This window comes from Algoriphagus halophilus (assembly GCF_041729275.1).
GTDB classification, from domain to species: Bacteria; Bacteroidota; Bacteroidia; order Cytophagales; family Cyclobacteriaceae; genus Algoriphagus; species Algoriphagus halophilus_A.
In genome coordinates this window covers 5,005,560-5,026,534 of sequence record NZ_CP146486.1, presented here as the reverse complement: position 1 = coordinate 5,026,534, position 20,975 = coordinate 5,005,560, and the positions used below count along the sequence as shown (strand labels likewise).

The window sequence follows — 20,975 nt, the reverse complement described above, 5'->3', positions numbered from 1 at the left end:
AATTTAAAGGTTAATTCATTGACTAATAACAAGTAATAACCTATCTCAAAAATGGACTCCGCAATCAATTCATCAGAAAACATCAGCCACAAACCTGAAAGAGGTTACCTAATAGACACCTTATTCCAAGGCTTTCTGATTTTGCTTCCTTTATCGATCGTATTGATCCTACTTTCTTTCTCATTCAATTTTATTTTCAAGATAGTTGCCCCAATTAGCTCTATTCTTGATCCTGGTACGGATGAACCTCATTGGTTGATAAACTTTCTATCTATTGGGATATTGGTGCTTTTTATATTTATCATAGGAGCGTTGATTCGTAACAAAGTAGGAAAGGTTTATTTTGCCCGCTTTGAAAAAAATACTTGACCAAAGTACCCCTGTATAGCCTAATCCATCAGACAGTCTATCAATTTGTGGGACTTAAAAAACTCCCATTTTCTGAAGTCGTATTAATAGATCCTTTCAATTCAGGAACGATGATGACCGGATTCATAACTGATCAAATCAATGATGAGTTATATACGATTTTTGTACCGACTGCCCCCAACCCTACCAACGGAAATATATACCATGTTCCGAAATCAAAAATCACTTTCTTGAATTCAAGTACTCAAGATGCGATGCGTACAATCATGGGAATGGGAACAGGGACTTGTGACCTGATTGCCTCCGCTGGAAAAAGCTTTGTCAGCTCCTGTTCTGAAGAATCCAAAAAACAGTTGGATCCGGATTTACCGACTGATTGAACCCTTTTGCAGACCTAAATAGTTGAATTTATTTAGCCAAAGGAATAGAGAGGGTTAGTCCAGAAGGCTGAAACGATACTTGTTCAAAAAATGCTGGCAACTCTTTGGAATGAGTGGCATGAAATGTATACATCAAAGCATCAAAGGTAAATAGGAAAGCACCTTGAAGTATAATTGATTTTCCGAAGCCCACGAATTTATCTTTTGAAAGCCTGAACCCACGTTCTTTCAAATACATCCCTCCTGCCATATACGCAATATCCAATGCGGCATTTACCAATAGAATCTTTTCTATACTTGCCTGTGATTTCATGGTTTCAAATAAATCGGTACTTGGTACTTCTCGTGTTGCCTGCCAATACCCAATACCCGCTATGATTAAATTGACCGAATTCCAATATAGATTCATCTGGTGAAATGCTTTCGTCTGACCGGATGTATGACTGGCTCCTATTCCTCCCCATACCATGTTGCCTAAAGCCCATGCTCCCAGAATGATCATTCCTGATTCATTGTATTGAATCCTAGTTTCATTATACAAACCTAAGGCGGGGATTTCCTGAGAAAATGCTTCTGAATGAATTAACAATACCATCGAAGCCAGGCAAAAAAAGTAGATGTTTTTCATGGTAAATAAACAGTAGAATAAAGTAGTTGTTCATTAAATACACAATAAATCCCAAGTCCACCCCTAGACCTTTATGTGATCATAAGCACAGACTGGAAGGAAGACTCAACTTAACTTAAGGAATTAAAATTAAATCATCATGAATTATTATCAATCCAAACAAGTAGTAGCGAAATCCATTCAGGAAGTTCGAGAACAAGTTGAAGAAAAACTTAAAAATGAGGGGTTTGGGATTTTGACAGAGATCGACATCCAGGCTACCATGAAAAAGAAATTGGATAAGTCCTACCCACCTTTCATAATTCTAGGAGCATGTAATCCTGTTTTTGCAGATAAAGTCCTGTCTATTGAACCCCAAATCGCCACATTACTACCCTGCAATGTGGTCATCCGAGAAGTAGAAAAAATATATTCGATGTATCTCTGATGGATCCATCAACTGCTATGAGCGTGGTGAAAAATCCAGAAATAGAAGGATTTGCCGAAGAGGTAAGGGAAAAATTAATGCGTGCCTTAAATGGCCTGAGCTAATTTTGAGTTTATCAGACATTCCAGGCATAGACCAACATTCGTAGTCCAAAGCCAATCATGATCACTCCGACTGCCTTATTCATGATTCGCATCATGTTTGGGGTCACCAAATGGGAAATCTTTTTAGCGATAAAAGATTTTAATAAATCAATCAGGAAAACTGTGCCTAAGATTCCGGAATAATAAAGCCAAATATCCCAGGTAGAAACGTTTTCCTTCAATTGAACAATGCTTGCAATTGAAATCCAAAACAATAAGACAAATGGGTTAACCCCATTAATGCTAAACCCTTTAATAAATGCTGATCTCTTTTTCACTTCAGGAATGTTTATCCCTCCTGAGTTGGGACGGTTTGTATTTTTCCGAATCAATGAAGACAACCCAAATCCTATTAAAATCAACCCTCCCACGTATCCTAATACTTCTTCAAAATAAGTAGCTTTTGCTAAAAACTTGATACCAAGGTAAGTGATCACTACATAAAAGGTATCACTACATAAAATCCCGAAAGCAAGAACAGATGCGTATCGGAACCCATGAGTTAAACTACTTTGGATAAGCGTAAAAAACACAGGCCCCACCATGACGGAAAGGAGTAATCCCATACTGATTCCCTCCATCAATGATGCAATCATGAAATGGCATTTTTAGATTTTAGAAATTCTAGCCAACTAGAAGCCTTCTCCCCTTTCAATACCCTTGGAAATTTATTCTGTCCACCTTCTTTTCCTTGTTCTTTCATCCATTCATAGAATAAAGTAGATGGCAAAATATCTACTATCACTTCTTTGAGTGCATGCCTTCTTTCCACAGCATAATCATCATTCAATTTCTTTAAATGTGAATCAAGTGCTTCCCTAAAAGCAGCAGGATCACTTTCCTCACTACTTCCTATAAACCAATGATGACCAAATAAATTATCATGAGGAACTCCTAAGACTGTAAACTCTCTTACATTGATATTCAAATCCTCAGAAGCTAATTCAATTGCTTTGTTCATATTATCTACAGACAAGTGTTCTCCGCAAAGGCTTAAATAATGCTTCGTTCTTCCAGTAATTATGATTTCAGATTCTTCTTTGGAAACAAACCTCACCACATCTCCAATTAAGTAACGCCAAGCTCCAGCACAGGTACTGATTAATAAAGCATAATCTTTTCCTTCTTCCACCTCGTCAATTTTCAATGTCATTGCATGTTCTTTGATAGTTCCTTCCTCATCAAAATTATCCTCAGTAAAAGGCACAAACTCATGGAATATACCATTATTCAACACCAACCTCATGGATTTTCTGTTTGGCAATGCTTGAAAGGCAATGAAACCTTCAGATGCCAAATAAGTTTCAATGTAAATGATAGGCTTAGCTAAAAGCTTCTCAAAACCTTTCTTAAATGGTTCGAACGATACTCCTCCATGGACAAAAATCTGCAGATTGGGCCATATATCATGAATAGACTTCAGTTGATACCGCTCTATTATTTTTTCAAGTAGGATTTGTAACCAAGCTGGCACCCCTACAATGATCCCTATGTCCCAATTAGGAGCTTTCTCAACGATTTGATCCAACTTGTCCCCCCAATTTTTATTTCTGGAAATTTCTTTTCCCGGTCTATAAAAGCGCTGAAACCAAATCGGAAGTTTACCGGCAGTAATCCCACTTAAATCTCCTGAAAAATAAGTACCATTGAATTCAAGATCCGTGCTTCCTCCCAACATCAAAATCCCTTTGGAGAACAAAGCATCTGGAAGATCATATTTGGATAAAGATAAAATTTGTCTGACTCCAGTTTTACGAATTGCTTTTACCATATCTCTGGTCACAGGAATAAACTTAGAAGTAGCTCCAGAAGTGCCACTACTCAAGGCGAAGTATTTAACTTTTCCAGGCCAAGTAACATTCAGCTTTCCTTCCTGCAACAAATGCCACCACTCGGCATGAATTTTATTGTAATCATAAATAGGAACTTGAGCTTTGTATAACTGGTAAAACTCATCCTCTCCTTTTTTGAAGCTTTTCAAAATAGAGGGGAAATCATATTTCGAAGAAATCAGAGTATGATTCGCTTTTATCAAAAGTTTTCGAAGTGTATTTTTCTGTAATTCAAGAGGTTTGGAATATTCTTGTTCCAAACTTTCTCTCAGACGAATGCCTCGTTTTAGTAAAGTACTGATGATCGCCATATCTTTGTTTTAGGCCTAGGGCAAAAAAGTGAAGTATAAAAATAGAAAATGGACATTAAAGCCAATCTCGAAACAGTAAAAAAACTTTTAAAAACCCTGATTGCTTATTGGTAGCAGTCAGCAAAACCAAGCCACTAGAAGACTTGAAAAAGGCATATGATTGTGGTATCAGGGATTTTGGAGAAAATAAAGTACAGGAGCTTCAAGCCAAACAACCGGAAATGCCAGAGGACACTCGATGGCATATGATTGGCCACCTTCAAAGCAATAAAGTAAAATACATCGCTCCCTATGTATACCTAATCCATGGAGTGGATTCCTTTAAACTTTTGAAAGAAATCAACAAACAAGGAAAAAAATAGACCGAATCATCCCGGTATTACTTCAGGTCCATATTGCGGATGAAGAGTCTAAGTTTGGTTTTGACAAAACCGAATTATTGGAAATGTTTCAAGATCCCAATTTTAAGGAGCTCACTCACGTACAAATAAAAGGCTTGATGGGAATGGCTACGTTTACTGAAGATGAATCCCAAATCAGAAAAGAATTCAAAGGGCTGAAGAACCTTTTTGAAGAGTTAAAAAATGAATCCCTTCCTGATTTTGTTCAAATGGAAGAAATTTCCATGGGAATGAGCGGAGATTATTTAATTGCACAAGAAGAAGGAAGTACGATGGTAATCGGGTCAGCGATATTTGGAGCGAGAAATTATCCTCATTAAAAAGTGAACTCAAGTTATCCCCTTCCCTTTTTGGAGAACCACAATAGAGGGGATTTCAATCAAGAAAAAGTGGAATTTTCAATACAATGAACGGAAGACAAATAATTATGATCGCTGCACTTTCTGGAGCACTTGCTGTAGGAATAGGTGCTTTCGGAGCACACGCTCTGCAGGAAACTTTAGTAAATAACGGAAGAAGTGCCACCTTTGAAACTGCTGTAAAATATCATTTTTACCATACGCTTTCTCTAGCATTTATGGGGTTGATTTTGATGGTTAAACCCAATTGGAAAAGTCTCACTTTCAGTATTTGGAGTATGATTTTAGGGATCATTATATTTCCTGGTTCACTTTATATTTTATCCTTAACTGGAATCACTTGGTGGGGAGCAATCACTCCTTTAGGTGGAGTCTTTTTTATTTTAGGTTGGTTAGGCCTCTTTTATTCAGCACTTAGAAATGACCAAATTGTTGTTGATTAACTATTTAAGCCTCGTCTTTGCATTCTTCTGTTTTGGTTTTAATTCATCCTATGCACAACTAAACAGAGACCAATACCTAAAACTCGAAGAAGCTGTTGGAGATCAAAGCTTCTTTGCCAATCATTTATCAGGGTTTGAATTATATGATTTGGACAGCCAAATCGTACTGTATGAAAGAAATAGCGAACAGCGATTTATTCCTGCCTCTACTGCCAAATTATTGACCTTATTCTCTAGCCTCATCATTTTAAATGACTCCACACAAACGTTAAGATACACTACCAGTAACGATACCATTCGGATTTGGGGATCCGGAGACCCGAGTTGGAACTACAAAGAATTATACCAACCAGACATCCGATCATTCATTGCACCTTTCAACACGGTGCTTTTTTCTGATGCAAACCAAGATTCCCCTGCTTTTGGCTATGGTTGGCAATGGGATGATTACTATTATGACTATTCTGCTGAGCGCAGTCCTCTTCCTATCTATGGCAATCTGGTTCAAGTAAAAAGTCAGGAAATCGGCCTATTGTAACACCAAGAAGATTTCAATCGGCAGTCCATTCTACCAATAAAACAATTCGGGAACTAGAAAGAGATTTTCATTCCAATAAATTCTTTTACAATCCCAATAACTTTAGGGGTTCGGAAGAATTTATTCCATTTATATCTTCGCCAGAATTGTTTGTGGAGTTAGCTTCTGAGGCTACTGGAAAAACCTGGATTTATCAGCCTGATTCATTACCTAAAGACCATTCAGAATGGAGAGCTGCCCCCTATTCCCAATATTGGAGGAGATGATGTTGGAAAGTGATAATTTTTTGGCCGAGCAACTGATGTGGATGGTTTCTGACCGACTTTTCCAAAGATTGGATACAGAAAGAGCGATTGAGTATATCTTGAAAACCTATCTTAATGATTTACCAGACGAACCTCAATGGGTAGATGGAAGTGGATTAAGTAGACACAATTTGGTGACCCCTCGATCTATGGTGGCGCTCTTTGAGAAAATCTATAGAATGGTCCCTGATGAACAGTTATTTGACTTGTTGCCTACAGGTGGAGTTTCCGGAACGATCAAAACAAGCTATCAAGCCCAAACACCCTATATTTTTGCCAAAACAGGCACCATGAGCAACCATCATAGTCTGGTAGGACTTATTAAGACTAAAAGTGGAAAACTGTACTGTTTTGCTTTCATGAACTCCAATTATCCTTATAAAGCCTCTGTAGTAAGAAGAGAAATGGAAAAAGTAATGGTGATGGTGAGAGACATGCTTTAGTTAGTAGGCAGATTCAGAGGGTAACTAGCAGGATTAGTACCCTTTGAGGTCTATTTCTTTCTCAAAGGTTTTTTCATTTTAACCCCAAAGGCCACCGAAACTCCTGTTTCAAAATCATATTTTAAGCTGAAGTTCTAATATCTCATTCCATTGGGGTTTTCTTTCGTAATCAAAGCGCATGATGAGAATTTGGGTATTATTCTTGTAAAACGGGTAGTGTACTAGAATGCTTGAAAACTAACTTGCAGCGCTACTCAGCAAATAAAAAACCGTATTTTCACACTTCGGATATAACACTTATCGAATGCAAAAACGAGAATTTCTCAAATCACTTGGACTACTTGCGGGTTCATTTTCCGCGTTTTCATTTTCATCCCCATCAGATAAAGAGTTCGCGAAGATTATTCTTCCAAAAGCGATAAAAAAAGGAGACACAGTGGGCTTGATTTCCCCTTCTGCCGCCACAGCTGACAGGATGCAATTTACTTTCGCTAAAGAAGCCCTGGAAGGATTAGGCTTTCAAGTCAAATTTGGAAAAATTTGATGAACCGAAGAGGACATCTTGCAGGCACAGATCAAGAGCGGGCGGATGATCTAAATGAGATGTTTGCAGATGATCACATAAAAGCCATAGTTAGCATTAGAGGAGGCTCTGGTGCAGCTAGAATATTACCACTAATCGATTATAAGCAGATTTCCCGTCATCCAAAACCACTTTTGGGATATTCTGATATTACTGCTTTGCACTGTGCCATTCACTCCCAAACAGGGTTAATCACATTTCATGGCCCAATGGGGTCTGGAAGCTGGAATAGTTTTAATGTAGAGCAGTTTCAAAAGTTATTCTTTGAACGGGAACAAATGACTTTTGAAAATATCCATCCTGAGACCGATGACTTAGTGGTAAAATCCAATAGAACACAAACACTAAAAGGCGGCATAGCAGAAGGCAGAATCTTAGGCGGAAACCTTACCGTTTTGACTGCAATTTCTGGTTCTGATTATTATCCTGACTTCAAGGATGCCATCCTGTTTATCGAAGATGTTGGAGAAGATCCCTACAGAATGGATAGAATGATGAGTACCTTAAAATTGAATGGAACCTTAGATAAAATAAAAGGCTTCATTTTTGGCCAATGCTCGGATTGCGAGCCTGGTGGAGGTTACGGATCCCTAACCCTAGACCAAGTGCTGGATGATTACATCCTCCCCTTAGACATTCCTGCTTACACAGGTGCAATGATTGGCCATATATCCAAGCAATTCATTGTCCCAGTGGGAGCAAAAGTATCTATGAATGCCGATCAAGGTACTTTTAAGCTATTGGAGAATATATTTGAAAATTAATATCCTATGAAGCTCTTAATAATAGCTCTTTTCATGAGTGGACTCTTGGCATGCAAAATGGGTGCGAAATCGCCTGAAAATGAAATTCAAATGACTACAAAAGAACCTCTTACGTATTTGGCCTTAGGTGATAGTTATACCATCGGGGAAGGTGTGGAAGAAAAAGACAGATATCCCAATCAGTTGGTCGACTTATTAAATGAAAATACCGAAAACACCTACTCCAAGCCAAAGATCATTGCCAAAACCGGTTGGACAGTGGATGAGTTGGAAGCAGGAATAAAAAACGAATTTATTGAAGGTCAAATGTACGACCTGGTTACACTTTCCATTGGTGTCAACAATCAATATAGAGGAAGGTCGGTCACGGAATATAAAAAGGAATTTGAACAGATGCTTTTAAAAGCGATTGGTTTTGCGGGAAATCTTCCAAATCATGTCTGGGTACTTTCTATTCCAGATTGGGGAGTTACCCCTTTGCAAGTGCCAATGACAAGGACTCCAAGAAAGTGGCACAGGAAATTGACGAATTTAACTCGGCCAAAAAACAAGTCTGTGAAAAATATGGCGTTAACTACATTGATATCACCGAAGAATACCGTCAAATCGGAGGAAAACCCGAGATGTTAGCAGGGGATCAATTGCATCCCAGTGGATTGGTTTACCAAAGCTGGGCAGAAAAACTATACCATTCTATATCCAATAGTTTATGATGAAATCACTAATCCTATGGTCGACCATCCTTTTGAGTATTGCTGGATGCCAACCTGAAGATGATCAGGTTGAGTTGTGGTGGGTCAATTCTTCAAAAGTAGACTGTATGGGAGTTGGGCCTATGAAATGCCTTCAAATTCAAAAGGGAAGTACTGTAGACCCGGAAGCTTGGAAGTTATTTTATGATCAAGTAGAAGGATTTGAGTATGAACCGGGCTACCTATATCAATTGCAAGTCAAAGTCTCTGAAAAATCAGCCCCTATTCCAGCTGATGCTTCTTCACTCCAATATGAATTAATCAAAGTGATTTCAAAGGAAAAAGACTCCTAAAAACCGGACTTTTAATACCCCCAAAACGAAAAATCAACTAGATCCCTTCTATTTGAATGATTACCAAACTAAGCATTTAGAGTGATGATGCGATTGGAGGTAAAAAACCAAAATTGCATTCATTGGTTTTAATTCTGGAACTTGGACTGAATTGGTTTGTTACAGAATATAAGATTAGACAATTCCCATTACATAGAATTACAGAAACAAAAACTTACCAAATTCCAGAGAATCAGCTTTCTTTGCTTGATGAACCCGGAGAAATGCTCTTTCTCTATTCAAGTTGTAGATTAATACCCTATGAAGATTATTTGCATTGGCCGAAATTATGTGGCCCATATAGAAGAGTTACAAAATGAAAGACCAACCAATCCGGTGGTGTTTCTAAAGCCAGAGACGGCAATATTAAAAAAAGGTGCACCTTTCTTTTATCCAGATTTTTCCCAAAACATTCACCATGAAGGAGAATTGGTTTTGAAAATAAATAAAGAGGGAAAGTATATTCAGAAAAAGTTTGCTCACCGATACTTTGATGAGATTGGTTTTGGAATTGACTTTACTGCACGAGACTTACAGGATCAATGCAAAGCAAAGGGCTTGCCTTGGGAAATCTCTAAAGCTTTCAACGGATCTGCCCCAATTGGAGATTTTATCCCAGTCTCTGAACTTCCTGATTTAAACAATATTGATTTCCACCTTACCATCAATGGAGAGGTACGCCAAAAAGGAAATACCAGCTTATTGCTTTTTGACTTTGGAACGATCATAGAGTATGTTTCTAAATTCTTTATGTTAAAGAAAGGTGACCTCATTTATACAGGCACACCTGCTGGAGTTGGACCTGTCAAACCAGGTGATCGATTGGAAGGGTTTATTGGAACAAAAAAATTGCTTGATTTTGAAGTTAAATAAGTACCTCATACTTCTTCTTTTAGTAGTTCAATCCATCTCTGTTTATTCTCAAGAGATTGACAAAGGATATTTTATATCTCCCATTAAACCTGGAGTTAGAAATTACCTTGCCGGAAACTTTGCAGAGTTGAGACCAAATCACTTTCACACTGGGCTTGACTTTAAAACCGGAGGCCAGGAGGGTGAGCCCATTCTTGCCGCAGCTGATGGATGGGTGCATAGAATTAAAGTTTCTTCATTTGGATACGGCAACGTGATTTACCTCAAGCATCCAAATGGCAAAATCACACTTTATGGCCATTTAAGGAATTTCAATAAAGAACTGAGCGATTACATGAGACAAAAAATGTATGAGGCTCAAGTAAATGAATTGGAGGTTTATCCCGAACCTGGAGAACTTCCTGTCAAAAAAGGAGAACGAATTGCAGATAGTGGAAACACAGGGGGATCAGGTGGCCCTCACCTCCATTTTGAAATTAGAGATAGCTTGGACAGAGCCATGGATCCATTACTCTTTGGTTTTCCTGAAATCGAAGATAACACTCCTCCTACCCCACAAAAAATCGCAATCGTCCCATTAAACGTAGACTCACGAGTGAATGGAAAATTTCAGCGAATTGAAGTCACACCTGTGTATTCAGATGGATCATATTCCTTGCCTTCTACTGTTAAAATAACTGGTAAAGTAGGATTGGAAATTCAAAGTTACGACCGTTTAGATGGGGCTAGTAACCGGAATGGCTTTGCGAATTTTGACATTTCAGATGAATCGGGATTGGTGTATTCATTGGTAGTAGACAAGGTAGACTTCAATTACACCCGACAATTTTTGCTACATACCCACCAAAACAAATTCACCAGGCTGTACAAACAGGATGAGTTGAAATTTGACTTTTTTAGTTCTAAAGATCCAGAGACAGGACATTTGGAATTAGAACCAGGTGTTAAGAAAACCTATGAACTGGCATTGACAGATGCTTATGGGAATACTCGGAAAATTTCCATCCCTCTTCAAGGCCAAGATTTAGAACATAATGTCAATGATGGTCCGGCTCCTTCAAGGGCAGTAGTTTCCTATTTTGGGAACATCCTCAAGATAAAAGCGCCCATTTCTCCAAATGGTGGACTTGCCAAATTTTATGTTGGCGCACATATTTTTGAAATGCTCCCTGCTTACCAGGACTCCCAAAGCAGGACCTATTTATGGGATATGAATTTTGGAATTCCAGAGGAAATCGATGTTTGCTCAGAAGTGGTAAATGTGGGAATTAATGCAAAAATACCAGCGGATTCAGAACAGCTTTTTGCGGATAAAAATGTAAAAATACGATTCACAGAAAGAACCTTGCTAGACGATCTATTCCTTCGAATCAACCAAACCGGAAGCCCTTCTTCTCCGAAGCTTGAAATCAACGAACCTTCAGAATATTTATGGAGTGATATGGAAGTTACTTGGAATGTACCGGGCTATACTGGAGATAAAGAGCGAGTACATGTATACTTGCAATCTTCCAATGGGAAGAAGTCATTTGTAGGAGGAGTTTGGGAAGGTCAATCAATCCGTTTTAAAACCAGAAATTTTGGTACTTTTGTTCTAGCCACCGACGAAGAAAAACCTACAATCACACCGATAAGAGTCAATTCTTCTGGATTGCGATTTACAATTCGAGACAATAATTCTGGAATTGACAGCTTTGAGGCCCATGTCAATGGCGAATGGCTATTGATGCGCTACGAATACAAACAAGCAGTCATCTGGTCGGAAAAGCTTACCAATGAAGCTTTAAAAGGTCCGGTTATTTTAAAAGTGAAGGACCAGGCAGGAAATGTATCCGAATGGAAAGGTACTTTATAAGTTAATTGTTTCATTCAAAAAGAAGAAAATATGAGTTTAGAAGTAGGCCAAATGGCACCCGATTTTGAAGCAAAAATAGAAACAGGAGAAACGATCAAACTCTCTGATTATAGAGGTAAAAAAGTAGTTCTCTATTTTTATCCAAAAGACAATACTCCTGGATGTACTGCACAGGCATGTAATTTAAGAGACAATTACGAAGCCTTACAGAAAGCAGGCTATGTCGTCTTGGGTATCAGTTCGGATGCTGAAAAATCTCATGCAAAATTCATAGAAAAACAATCTCTCCCATTTTCCTTAATCGCTGACCCGGACAAAACTGTTCATGAAGCTTATGGAACTTGGGTAGAAAAATCAATGTACGGCAGAAACTACATGGGCACAGCCCGAACTACCTTCATCATAGATGAAGAAGGAAAAATTGCCGAAATCATTGATAAAGTAAAAACAAAAGATCACACAGCTCAAATCTTAAAATAAACCTCCGTAATGGAAAAAAATCAACCGAACAGCTTCAAGAAGTAGCTTCCCAGGTGAGAAGGGATATCCTACGCATGGTCCATCAAGTACAATCTGGGCACCCAGGAGCATCATTAGGCTGCACTGAGTTTTTTACAGCCTTATATTTTGACCAAATGAAACATGACAACAGTTTCAAGATGGAAGGAAAAAATGAAGATTTATTCTTCTTATCCAACGGTCACATTTCACCAGTATGGTACAGTGTACTTTCTAGATCTGGTTATTTCCCAGTATCTGAACTAAGCACCTTTAGAAAATTGAATTCCAGATTACAAGGACATCCTGCTACTGAGGAACACCTTCCTGGAGTCAGAATCGCCTCTGGTTCATTAGGTCAAGGTCTTTCAGTTGCCATTGGTGCTGCTCAAGCAAAAAAATTGACGGAGATGATAGATTAGTCTATGTCTTAATGGGGGACGGCGAGCAGGAAGAAGGTCAAATCTGGGAAGCAGCCATGTATGCAGCTCACTGGAAAGTTGACAATATGATTGCTACAATTGATCTCAACAGACAACAAATTGACGGTCCTACAGAGAAAATCATGAATTTGATCGATCTAAGAGCAAAATATGAATCTTTTGGATGGACTGTAATCGATACCGAAAATGGGAATGACATGAAGTCTGTAGTAGAAGGATTAGAGAAAGCAAAAAGTCTGACAGGACAGGGAAAACCAGTATTAAACCTACTTCATACGGAGATGGGATTTGGAGTAGACTTTATGGTGGGTACACACAAATGGCATGGTATTGCTCCGAATGACGAACAGCTTGCAGATGCTTTGGCCCAGCTTCCAGAAACCCTGGGAGATTATTAATCAAAGCAATTTTTGACCTTCAATTCATAGAAAAATGGAAAAGACATTGGATTTAAAATTCAACTATACAGATAAAAAAGATACACGTTCTGGATTTGGTGATGGCTTATTGGAAGTTGGTCGCAAAAACCCGAACGTAGTGGGCCTTTGTGCTGACTTAATCGGTTCCTTAAAAATGGGAGCCTTTCAGAAGGAATTCCCTGAGAGATTCTTCCAAACGGGAATTGCGGAAGCCAATATGATGGGCATTGCTGCAGGGCTAAGTATTAGTGGAAAAATTCCTTTTACGGGAACATTCGCTAACTTCTCTACAGGAAGAGTCTATGATCAGATTCGTCAATCTATCGCCTATTCTGAGAAGAATGTAAAAATCTGTGCTTCTCATGCCGGTTTAACCTTAGGAGAAGACGGAGCAACGCACCAGATTTTAGAAGATTTGGGAATGATGAAAATGCTTCCAAATATGACGGTGATTAACCCATGTGATTACAATCAGACAAAAGCTGCCACCATGGCGATTGCTGAGCATGAAGGGCCGGTTTATTTGAGATTTGGACGCCCTGTATGGCCAATTTTCACCCCTGCTGATCAAAAATTTGAAATTGGTAAAGCTTGGAAAATGATCGATGGGAAAGATGTGACCATCTTTGCAACAGGACATTTGGTATGGGAAGCAGTCATCGCTGAAGCAATGCTTCGTGAAGAAGGCATTTCTGCTGAGGTAATCAACATTCATACAATCAAGCCTTTGGACGAAGAGGCAATTCTAGATTCTGTAGCAAAAACAGGTTGTGCCGTTTCAGCTGAAGAACATCAATACAATGGTGGTTTAGGTGACAGCATCGCACAAACCTTAATCAGAAACAATCCTGCTCCTTTGGAGTATGTGGGTGTGGATGATAGTTTTGGTGAATCAGGCACTCCTACTCAGCTACTTGAAAAATATGGTTTGAATGCCGATAATATTGTGAAAGCCGCAAAAAAAGCGTTAGCAAGAAAATAAGAAGAAAAGCAATTGTTGCTTTGAAAACCACAGTCATTTGACTGTGGTTTTTTTATTCTTTGATTCTTCCTTCTTCCATTTTTCCCTTGGCAACTGTTTTATGCTTTGAAAGCTCTTCCATATAAGCTTCTGCCTTTTGGAGGGCTTTATCCAACTGCGTTTCTAAATTATGCGAATTTGTATAGGTAAAATACTGCACATGCTCCAAGGCTAAGACGTCATGGAACATGGCATAAATGGAATCGTGTTTATCATCATGAATCCAAGCTATTACCGGATTTCTGAAATTTGAGGTAATTTTTGCAAGTTCGGCAGGTACTGAACTCCCTTCTAAATTGGCAATAACAAACTTGCTTAAGCCAGCCATTGTCACCACATTTTCTATAATACTTGTATTTTCGGAAGGGTTAAAATCAAAAATGACTGGGATAAAATTTCTTTTCCGAAGTTTATCGGCTACATCCCTAAGCAATTCCAATCCACCGTCTCTGAACTTACCAAGTAGCAAGACGGACTTTTGATTCAGTTGCTTTAAGGATTTGCCAAAACCACCATCCTGCTGAATAAAATAGATAAATTGAGCTAGCGCGATGTCATCCACAAAGGCAACTTGGCTATTGCCATTCAAATCTTTTCTTGAAAAATTATCTCTGTGAAGGAAAAGTTCTTTCTGCACTGTCTCATCACTGATACCAACTTCCCAAGCGGACACCCCATATACATTACAACCTTCTATCCTTGCTCCTGAGAAATCAGAGCCAATAAAAGTGGAATTGTTTAACACACAGTCTTTGAATTGGGCATTGGAAAAGTCTGTCCCAGAGCAATACGCTTTTCTGATCATACTCCCAGAAAAATCTGCCCCAGGAAATCGAGCATAACTTAAATCTGCTTCATAAATGTAGCAGTTTGTCATATCAGCATTGGGAAATCCGGCTCCTTCAAAAGTAGCTTTATGAAAGGAAGTGTTTGAAAAATTAAATGGCAGATTCTGATCTGAAGTAGCACGTTCACCCTTGGTCAATACTATGTCTGGGTCTTTTCTGGCGAAAAATGGAAAAATAAATTCTCCATCAAGATCAGGTTGAATCAAAGGATTATCCGCTCTCCATTTATTCCAAACCCTTGGACCTTGTAGAAAAGTCTCATAGTGTTCTTTATTTGCCATCAGTTTGAAAAATTGGTTGTTATTAAAATTACTAAATAATCCATCCTTTTGAAATTTAAAGTATCGTTAAAAAAGAAGCAGGCTATACCGAGAACACATTTTTGATAAAGCTGTTTTTTTCCTAGTCTTGAAGCTAAATATGAAAATTTCTACAATTATCACGGATGGGATTAAGCTTACCCCCATTCTGATCTCGGATCAAAGGAAGCTTTTTAATTTAATCCAGAAGGTGTATAAAGAAGCTTATCAGCATTTCTGGATAGACCATGGCAACTGGTATGTAGAATTATGTTATAATCAAGACAACCTTCAAAAAGAACTGTCCAGGTCAAGGAGTCATTACTTTTTTGTAGAGTGGAATGGGAAATCAGTCGGTATTCTGAAGTATGACTATCCTTTTTCTCCTAGAGAAATTGACATTCCAAATGCGTTGAAATTACACCGACTTTATCTGGATCAGTCCGTACATGGCAAAGGAATTGCTCCAATGCTCCTAACTCATGTTGAAAAAATCGCATTGGAAAACGGACTCGATTACATCTGGTTGGAAGCTATGATAGAAAAACCCCAAGCAAAACGATTTTATGAAAAAATGGGTTTTAAAGAAGTATTGACCTATCAATTGGAATTTGAACGATTACTTCCGAATTTAGAGGTATTCAAATCATGAAAAAGAAAGTAAGTAGGACAACATAAGCCTTTGCCAGCAGAACAAAAACCAACTTTATTTTTATGAAAAGACCCTTGTATTTTGAAATCCTCTCCTTTTTCCTATCCATGTTTATGATGGCTTCTTGTCAAAAGAAAACCACTGTCAACGAACCTATTTTAACAGCAGGAATGAACAACTTTCAGTTTGCAATGCAACAGGAAGAAGGAGAAGAATTGGTCGGTGTTTATTATATGCCCTCATGGAATACTTCGCCTGATCCATCTACAGACCGGGATAGTTTTTGGTCCTGTATTACGGGCAAAGAAAATTGTTCTAGCTTACAAAACCCAGGAATTTGGGGTCCAAAAGGTAGAATTTACAATAAAAAATATCCTTATGAAGGTCCCTATCTGGACAGAAAACCCATTGCTGAACTGAAAGGATTTTACAAACGAGATGATCCAGAAGTGATTAAAAAGCAATTGGAATATATGAAGAGCTATGGGATTGACTTTTTTGCCTACGATTGGTTTTACGGCCGCCATTATTATTACCACCTCTATTTTGGTCCCCAATCAAAAATATATTACCCTAAAGGTTGGAAAATTGACACCAACAGAGATGGACGAGTGGCCGTTCCGGGATTGGTTGAATGGGGTGATCAATTGAAAATAATGCTGGAAGTAAACGCGAAACTTCCAAAGGAAAAACAAATGAAATGGGCGATCAACTGGTGTGATGACAGCCACGAACGATGGATGCATTGGTTGGAAATTGGTTCTCCGGATGCCCGAGCTCGAAAGGCAAATTATGAAGGCGAAAAACCCGATAAAGAACTTTATTTAAAGGTTCATGAAAAGATCACACAGCTTTGGATCGATGAATATTTCAAGCGTGGTGATTATCTAAAAGAAAAAGACGGGAGACCCATTGTGTATTTCTATTTTCCTCAGGACGCAGAATCTAGGGCAGCTTTTTATGGATTAAAATTGAAGGATCTATTGGATTTGTCTCAAGCCACCGCCAAAAAGCAGGTTTTCCAGGCATCAAATTCATCGCTGTAACTGCGGGACCTATGCTGGAACGCGAAAGGGCCTATGGGCTTCCTACCAAATGGGTAGCTAAAAACCCCTCAAAACCTTGGGAAGGAGGATCCTACCAAAACAAACAGTTACTACAAGAATATGTCCCAAGGCTTAAAAGTATGGGGTTTGAGGGAATGACGGCCTATGTTTATCATAACTTTATGGAGAAGGATAATAAATCCTATGCTGATATGCGAGAGACCTACAAAGGACATTGGAACATGTGGAGCGAGAAATTTAAGGCAGACCCAGATTTCGAATACCAAGTTCCGGTAGCTATGGGATGGGATATGAGGCCTGCAGGAGGCACCTGGCCTCAACAAATTGGTATTCCCAGTGAACCTATAAAGGATCAAGTCCACAGCGATAAAAAATCATTTTTGGCAAAACTCATGGATGCTCAAAAAGTTTCAAAAAATACCGGTCCACTAATGGGAATACTGTTATGATATGCTGCTGGAATGAATATTTAGAGGGGAATTACATTGAACCCACCGAAGGACATGGATTTGATTACCTGGAGTCCATTCAAGAAGTGTTTGGAAAAAATAACCTATTCATTTCCCTAAATGAAAATCCTTCCATCTCATTTTTCAATAAAATGGATAAATAATACCAATCAATAGATTTAAATAAATCAAATAATTAATTTTTTTCCTATCATGAAAATCATTTGATTTGATTTTTGACAAAAGAAGTATGACCAACCCCGACTACCTGACCATTCAAATAGGAAATAAAATCAAAAGCATCCGGAAAGAAAATGGATGGAAACTTGGTGAGTTTGCCGAAAAATCCGGCCTAAGTATCGCCATGCTATCAAAAATTGAGAATGGTCGTGTCATACCTACCATCCCTTCCTTATTGCAGATTATTCAAACGCTAAATCTGAATGTAGCAGAGTTCTTTTCTGATTTGAAATCAAATGAAGAATTTAAAGGGTATATTTTTCGCAAACATTCAGAATATACCTCAGTCAATAAAGAAGAGGAGTCTATTGGATACAATTACCAATTGATCCTCAACTATCCGATTGAGAAATCTTCTATGGAAATCTCCTTATTGACATTGAATAGTCAAGCCAAGAGAAGCAGTGTTTCCACCTCGGGGTTTGAATATATTTATTTAATCAAGGGAAGTTTAAAATTCGAACTCGGCAAAGAGGTTTTTCATATGGAAGAAGGAGACTCCCTATTTTTTGATGGGAATATCCCACATGTTCCTAAAAATGAACAACCAAATGAGGCAGTTCTTTTGGTGGTGTATTTTATCACTATGAATTAACCGCCAATTCAGTTGCCAATTTTGTCTTCCTTTGAAGTAGGCCTAAGGTAATGATACATACAAGCAGCATCATGATACCTGCAAATTGGTTGAGGTCTCCCAAAAATTAACCCAAGTTACTTGAGAGTTACTGAATTCCTTAAATAATAACACGCCTACACTTCCTGTATACCCTAAGGCATCTGCGGTATAAAACAGAAAGCCTACATTTCCTTTAAATTTTAAAAGAGCCAAAAACCGTTCAAAAATCATACAGTGGAAGAGGATGTAAGGTAGGTACAGCCCAATTCCATTGATAATCATCCACCAAATTGGGGAGATCACCGCTGCTTCAAACAACCAGGTTACCACAACAATTGTAACACAACAGCTCATGCATAGATACATCCCCCATTTAAAGGCTTTTTATTATCCTGAATCAAAAAACCCACTGCTGCGATTATCAAAACAATGATCGCTACTGGTATTTCTGTAAGTGTAATCAATTCTGGTTGGCCTTCGGCACCTAATTCAGCCCAAAATTCTACCATAAAATTGTCCCTAAAGTCCCTGACTACCGTCAACAGCACATATACTACTACCAGGCCAGAAAAACCAATCCATGTTTCTTTAGGAAATCCAATCGCTGTTTTCTTTCCATAGGAACTCGCTCAGAACGTAATTCCAAATCTTCTGGAGTCCTGACCTGCGCCTTATTGAGCATTTTGATGGAAATCAAGAAGACCGGAAAAAACAAAAATGCAGTCAAGAACGGCATGATAAACTCTCCTACTCCTGTCAATTGCATTAACCATAATCCAACTGATTTTACAAATCCAGTAGAAAAAATAAAGGTTGCACTTAAAGCTGCAGCAAGCAGCTCCGTATTTTTCCTTCCTTCCAAATAGGAAAAACAAGACCAAACACAATTCCTAAAGGCAGCCCATTAAAAAAAGCGCAATTGGCTTCAGATTCATTGGTAAAATAGCGAATAACAAAAGCATGGCTACCCCAAAACTTACCAAGCCAAAAAGGAATTGGGAGCGCTTTTCGCTTTTCATCTCCGAAACGAGTTTAATACCCAAAAATTTTGACAACATGTAGCCCAATACCTGACTAATCACCAAAATTGTTTTGAAGTCAAATCCATAAAAATCCACCTCAGCATATTGCCCTGCTAAAAATGACTTACGTACTGCATACATCCCAGTATAACATAAAAAAGCACCCAACATGAGCCAAAATGTGGAGTAACGGCTGGTGGAAGGAAGGTTCAAGGATGTATTTTTTTCATTTCAAGAAAATAATAACTGATTATTCCGAATTCCTGGACTCCATTTAAAATTCAATCCAATTTTATCGGAAGTATAAGAAACTACGACCGAATTCTTTATATACAGCTGAAAAGTATGTTCATTTTATATTTAGAAGCCAAAATAGGCATAGGTCATGCGAAGCAACAAATGTAATCGGGTCATTTAAGAATAATTAAATTCTAATATTATTTGATTATTAATTTTTCTGAAACAGAAATTAATTTTCTTATTTGGAAAATAATTGATTTTCTTTGTTCTAGAATTAATACACTTCCAAAAAAGTAAAGAATCCATTTTCTGTAAAGTTTAAAACATGTGTAACCAAGAGGCCCTCGCCATGGTATTTCAAGAAATTGAAAAACCTTTCCATGCTCAACCAGTGAAGTTTCCTGAACTTAAAAAGGGGGAAGTATTAATTCAAATCACCTATGCCACCATTTGTACCAGTGATCTTCATACCTATTATGGTAGAAGAAAATCGCATACTCCCAGTGTTTTGGGACATGAAGTAATTGGAAAAGTGATCGACATCGCTCAAGGAGGAGTCAGGGATTATAGTGGAGCACTGCTTCAGTTGAATGATTTGGTTACCTGGTCAGTATACGCACATGATCACGATGGTAAAATGGCCCAAAAAGGTTTTCCTCAAAAGTCAGAAGGTCTTTTCAAATATGGCCATGAAGAAATCAAAGGGGAGAACGTATTGAGCGGTGGGTTTGCTAGCCATTGCCATTTAAGAGCTGGAACAGATATTTTTAGAATTCCTAAGGAAATATCTCCAAAAGAAGCTACTCCTTTAAATTGTACACACGCCACTATAGCAGGTGCAATTAGGCTTGCTGGAGATTTACACCACAAAAATGTATTGGTGATTGGAGCTGGAATGTTGGGAATCTCTGCTTGTGCTATGTCAAAATACGCAGGTGCCAAGCAGGTTTTTTCTATGGATATCCATACAGACCGAGTGGAAAACACATTTCAATTTGGCTGTGATCACGGCTTATATGCTCACTTTTCCAAAGAGGAAATGATACATCACATAAAACCTTATGGTGGAATTGATGTGGTGATAGATACCAGCGGCTCTGCGGAAGCAATGGAAAAAGGGTTGAGTATGTTAAACATTGGAGGTATTTCAATTTGGGTTGGAGCAGTGTATACTCAAAGAAACCTATCCTTTAGCGCAGAACATATTGTTCGAAACCTTTTATCAATCAAAGGTTTACATAATTATAAACCAGAAGACTTGGCCTATGCCATTCAGTTTCTAAGTGAAACCAATAAAAAATATCCTTTTGAGTCTTTGGTATCCAAAGATTTCCCCTTAACTCAATTGGATAAAGCATTTGAGATTGCCAATTCGGAGGGAAACTATAGAGTAGGAATTAAACCCATGTAAATAAGATCATTT

The 20,975-nt window shown here is 38.3% G+C and carries 23 protein-coding genes and 4 pseudogenes; 21 read left to right on the top strand and 6 right to left on the bottom strand.

The features are described from left to right. The first annotated feature begins 51 nt into the window (after positions 1–51). Positions 52–369 carry a hypothetical protein gene (locus V8V91_RS27195; RefSeq protein WP_373398118.1) on the top strand — a complete coding sequence of 106 codons (318 nt, stop codon included), beginning with the start codon at positions 52–54 and terminating at the stop codon, positions 367–369. After that, positions 366–749, top strand: coding sequence for a DUF502 domain-containing protein (locus tag V8V91_RS27190; protein WP_373398117.1), 384 nt, complete (start codon positions 366–368; stop codon positions 747–749). Before V8V91_RS27195 ends, V8V91_RS27190 begins: the two co-directional genes overlap by 4 nt. 28 nt (positions 750–777) lie before the next feature. On the opposite strand, the gene V8V91_RS27185 is transcribed toward V8V91_RS27190, so the two are convergent. Further along, complete coding sequence (locus V8V91_RS27185) at positions 778–1,377, bottom strand: hypothetical protein (protein WP_373398116.1); 600 nt, start codon at positions 1,375–1,377, stop codon at positions 778–780. 139 nt (positions 1,378–1,516) lie between these two features. On the opposite strand from V8V91_RS27185, the gene V8V91_RS27180 reads away from it, so the two are divergent. Next, positions 1,517–1,804 (top strand): DUF302 domain-containing protein, encoded by a 288-nt coding sequence (locus V8V91_RS27180; protein WP_373398115.1) that lies wholly within the window; start codon positions 1,517–1,519, stop codon positions 1,802–1,804. A 115-nt stretch (positions 1,805–1,919) separates the two neighbouring features. Here the strand turns inward: V8V91_RS27180 and V8V91_RS27175 are convergent, their stop codons facing one another. Beyond that, positions 1,920–2,543, bottom strand: a complete 624-nt coding sequence (locus V8V91_RS27175) for a LysE family translocator (protein ID WP_373398114.1) — start codon at positions 2,541–2,543, stop codon at positions 1,920–1,922. Beyond that, entirely contained in the window at positions 2,540–4,090 is a 1,551-nt protein-coding gene (locus tag V8V91_RS27170) for a GH3 auxin-responsive promoter family protein (protein WP_373398113.1), read from the bottom strand. The genes V8V91_RS27175 and V8V91_RS27170 overlap by 4 nt, the downstream gene beginning before the upstream one ends. A 48-nt stretch (positions 4,091–4,138) precedes the next feature. Between V8V91_RS27170 and V8V91_RS27165 the strand changes: the two are divergent. The 12 genes and pseudogenes from V8V91_RS27165 (at position 4,139) to V8V91_RS27110 (ending at position 14,080) form a co-directional block, all read left to right on the top strand. Then, a pseudogene (locus V8V91_RS27165) lies at positions 4,139–4,811 on the top strand (YggS family pyridoxal phosphate-dependent enzyme). An 86-nt stretch (positions 4,812–4,897) separates the two neighbouring features. Further along, positions 4,898–5,293 carry a DUF423 domain-containing protein gene (locus V8V91_RS27160; RefSeq protein WP_373398112.1) on the top strand — a complete coding sequence of 132 codons (396 nt, stop codon included), beginning with the start codon at positions 4,898–4,900 and terminating at the stop codon, positions 5,291–5,293. Continuing rightward, complete coding sequence (locus tag V8V91_RS27155; RefSeq protein ID WP_373398111.1) at positions 5,271–5,831, top strand: D-alanyl-D-alanine carboxypeptidase; 561 nt, start codon at positions 5,271–5,273, stop codon at positions 5,829–5,831. Before V8V91_RS27160 ends, V8V91_RS27155 begins: the two co-directional genes overlap by 23 nt. Positions 5,832–6,057: 226 nt before the next feature. After that, positions 6,058–6,579, top strand: coding sequence for a D-alanyl-D-alanine carboxypeptidase (locus V8V91_RS27150; protein ID WP_373398110.1), 522 nt, complete (start codon positions 6,058–6,060; stop codon positions 6,577–6,579). 304 nt (positions 6,580–6,883) lie between these two features. Further along, a pseudogene (locus V8V91_RS27145) lies at positions 6,884–7,926 on the top strand (LD-carboxypeptidase). Positions 7,927–7,932: 6 nt separating this feature from the next. Continuing rightward, positions 7,933–8,556, top strand: a complete 624-nt coding sequence (locus tag V8V91_RS27140; RefSeq protein ID WP_373398109.1) for a GDSL-type esterase/lipase family protein — start codon at positions 7,933–7,935, stop codon at positions 8,554–8,556. A 79-nt stretch (positions 8,557–8,635) separates the two neighbouring features. After that, on the top strand, positions 8,636–8,971 hold the full coding sequence (locus V8V91_RS27135) for a DUF4377 domain-containing protein (protein WP_373398108.1): 336 nt from the start codon (positions 8,636–8,638) through the stop codon (positions 8,969–8,971). Positions 8,972–9,271: 300 nt separating this feature from the next. Then, positions 9,272–9,883, top strand: a complete 612-nt coding sequence (locus tag V8V91_RS27130; RefSeq protein WP_373398107.1) for a fumarylacetoacetate hydrolase family protein — start codon at positions 9,272–9,274, stop codon at positions 9,881–9,883. Further along, positions 9,870–11,738: a M23 family metallopeptidase gene (locus V8V91_RS27125; RefSeq protein WP_373398106.1), complete on the top strand. Its 1,869-nt coding sequence runs from the start codon at positions 9,870–9,872 to the stop codon at positions 11,736–11,738. The genes V8V91_RS27130 and V8V91_RS27125 overlap by 14 nt, the downstream gene beginning before the upstream one ends. 30 nt (positions 11,739–11,768) lie before the next feature. After that, positions 11,769–12,218: a thioredoxin-dependent thiol peroxidase gene (gene bcp, locus V8V91_RS27120; RefSeq protein WP_373398105.1), complete on the top strand. Its 450-nt coding sequence runs from the start codon at positions 11,769–11,771 to the stop codon at positions 12,216–12,218. A 74-nt stretch (positions 12,219–12,292) separates the two neighbouring features. Continuing rightward, positions 12,293–13,077 (top strand): annotated as a pseudogene (locus tag V8V91_RS27115) (transketolase). Between the two features lie 34 nt (positions 13,078–13,111). Then, positions 13,112–14,080, top strand: a complete 969-nt coding sequence (locus V8V91_RS27110) for a transketolase family protein (protein ID WP_373398104.1) — start codon at positions 13,112–13,114, stop codon at positions 14,078–14,080. Positions 14,081–14,132: 52 nt separating this feature from the next. On the opposite strand, the gene V8V91_RS27105 is transcribed toward V8V91_RS27110, so the two are convergent. Continuing rightward, positions 14,133–15,248: a pentapeptide repeat-containing protein gene (locus V8V91_RS27105; protein WP_373398103.1), complete on the bottom strand. Its 1,116-nt coding sequence runs from the start codon at positions 15,246–15,248 to the stop codon at positions 14,133–14,135. A 139-nt stretch (positions 15,249–15,387) separates the two neighbouring features. Here V8V91_RS27105 and V8V91_RS27100 point away from each other — a divergent pair, with 139 nt between their 5' ends. The 5 genes from V8V91_RS27100 to V8V91_RS27080 all read left to right on the top strand — a co-directional run bounded on the left by V8V91_RS27100 (position 15,388) and on the right by V8V91_RS27080 (position 18,269). Continuing rightward, entirely contained in the window at positions 15,388–15,918 is a 531-nt protein-coding gene (locus V8V91_RS27100; protein ID WP_373398102.1) for a GNAT family N-acetyltransferase, read from the top strand. A 62-nt stretch (positions 15,919–15,980) separates the two neighbouring features. Next, positions 15,981–16,964 carry a hypothetical protein gene (locus V8V91_RS27095; RefSeq protein ID WP_373398101.1) on the top strand — a complete coding sequence of 328 codons (984 nt, stop codon included), beginning with the start codon at positions 15,981–15,983 and terminating at the stop codon, positions 16,962–16,964. Between the two features lie 11 nt (positions 16,965–16,975). Continuing rightward, positions 16,976–17,434 carry a hypothetical protein gene (locus V8V91_RS27090; protein ID WP_373398100.1) on the top strand — a complete coding sequence of 153 codons (459 nt, stop codon included), beginning with the start codon at positions 16,976–16,978 and terminating at the stop codon, positions 17,432–17,434. Then, positions 17,431–17,598 carry a hypothetical protein gene (locus tag V8V91_RS27085; RefSeq protein WP_373398099.1) on the top strand — a complete coding sequence of 56 codons (168 nt, stop codon included), beginning with the start codon at positions 17,431–17,433 and terminating at the stop codon, positions 17,596–17,598. The genes V8V91_RS27090 and V8V91_RS27085 overlap by 4 nt, the downstream gene beginning before the upstream one ends. Before the next feature lie 86 nt (positions 17,599–17,684). Continuing rightward, a complete protein-coding gene (locus V8V91_RS27080) occupies positions 17,685–18,269 on the top strand; it encodes a helix-turn-helix domain-containing protein (RefSeq protein ID WP_373398098.1) in 585 nt (194 codons plus the stop codon). A gap of 69 nt (positions 18,270–18,338) precedes the next feature. Here the strand turns inward: V8V91_RS27080 and V8V91_RS27075 are convergent. Both V8V91_RS27075 and V8V91_RS27070 read right to left on the bottom strand, forming a co-directional pair. Then, positions 18,339–19,152 (bottom strand): annotated as a pseudogene (locus V8V91_RS27075) (DUF5690 family protein). Positions 19,153–19,180: 28 nt separating this feature from the next. After that, positions 19,181–19,525, bottom strand: coding sequence for a DUF5690 family protein (locus V8V91_RS27070; RefSeq protein ID WP_373398097.1), 345 nt, complete (start codon positions 19,523–19,525; stop codon positions 19,181–19,183). Positions 19,526–19,877: 352 nt separating this feature from the next. Between V8V91_RS27070 and V8V91_RS27065 the strand changes: the two genes are divergently transcribed. Further along, on the top strand, positions 19,878–20,963 hold the full coding sequence (locus V8V91_RS27065) for a zinc-binding dehydrogenase (RefSeq protein WP_373398096.1): 1,086 nt from the start codon (positions 19,878–19,880) through the stop codon (positions 20,961–20,963). Positions 20,964–20,975 lie beyond the last annotated feature (12 nt).

Bases quoted from the DNA above. Each gene is read 5' to 3' on its own strand.
- V8V91_RS27195 (WP_373398118.1), top strand. From the start codon at position 52: ATGGACTCCGCAATCAATTCATCAGAAAACATCAGCCACAAACCTGAA.
- V8V91_RS27185 (WP_373398116.1), bottom strand. From the start codon at position 1,377: ATGAAAAACATCTACTTTTTTTGCCTGGCTTCGATGGTATTGTTAATT.
- V8V91_RS27180 (WP_373398115.1), top strand. From the start codon at position 1,517: ATGAATTATTATCAATCCAAACAAGTAGTAGCGAAATCCATTCAGGAA.
- V8V91_RS27175 (WP_373398114.1), bottom strand. From the start codon at position 2,543: ATGATTGCATCATTGATGGAGGGAATCAGTATGGGATTACTCCTTTCC.
- V8V91_RS27170 (WP_373398113.1), bottom strand. From the start codon at position 4,090: ATGGCGATCATCAGTACTTTACTAAAACGAGGCATTCGTCTGAGAGAA.
- V8V91_RS27160 (WP_373398112.1), top strand. From the start codon at position 4,898: ATGAACGGAAGACAAATAATTATGATCGCTGCACTTTCTGGAGCACTT.
- V8V91_RS27155 (WP_373398111.1), top strand. From the start codon at position 5,271: ATGACCAAATTGTTGTTGATTAACTATTTAAGCCTCGTCTTTGCATTC.
- V8V91_RS27150 (WP_373398110.1), top strand. From the start codon at position 6,058: ATGGAGAGCTGCCCCCTATTCCCAATATTGGAGGAGATGATGTTGGAA.
- V8V91_RS27140 (WP_373398109.1), top strand. From the start codon at position 7,933: ATGAAGCTCTTAATAATAGCTCTTTTCATGAGTGGACTCTTGGCATGC.
- V8V91_RS27135 (WP_373398108.1), top strand. From the start codon at position 8,636: ATGATGAAATCACTAATCCTATGGTCGACCATCCTTTTGAGTATTGCT.
- V8V91_RS27130 (WP_373398107.1), top strand. From the start codon at position 9,272: ATGAAGATTATTTGCATTGGCCGAAATTATGTGGCCCATATAGAAGAG.
- bcp (WP_373398105.1), top strand. From the start codon at position 11,769: ATGAGTTTAGAAGTAGGCCAAATGGCACCCGATTTTGAAGCAAAAATA.
- V8V91_RS27110 (WP_373398104.1), top strand. From the start codon at position 13,112: ATGGAAAAGACATTGGATTTAAAATTCAACTATACAGATAAAAAAGAT.
- V8V91_RS27105 (WP_373398103.1), bottom strand. From the start codon at position 15,248: ATGGCAAATAAAGAACACTATGAGACTTTTCTACAAGGTCCAAGGGTT.
- V8V91_RS27100 (WP_373398102.1), top strand. From the start codon at position 15,388: ATGAAAATTTCTACAATTATCACGGATGGGATTAAGCTTACCCCCATT.
- V8V91_RS27095 (WP_373398101.1), top strand. From the start codon at position 15,981: ATGAAAAGACCCTTGTATTTTGAAATCCTCTCCTTTTTCCTATCCATG.
- V8V91_RS27090 (WP_373398100.1), top strand. From the start codon at position 16,976: ATGCTGGAACGCGAAAGGGCCTATGGGCTTCCTACCAAATGGGTAGCT.
- V8V91_RS27085 (WP_373398099.1), top strand. From the start codon at position 17,431: ATGATATGCTGCTGGAATGAATATTTAGAGGGGAATTACATTGAACCC.
- V8V91_RS27080 (WP_373398098.1), top strand. From the start codon at position 17,685: ATGACCAACCCCGACTACCTGACCATTCAAATAGGAAATAAAATCAAA.
- V8V91_RS27065 (WP_373398096.1), top strand. From the start codon at position 19,878: ATGTGTAACCAAGAGGCCCTCGCCATGGTATTTCAAGAAATTGAAAAA.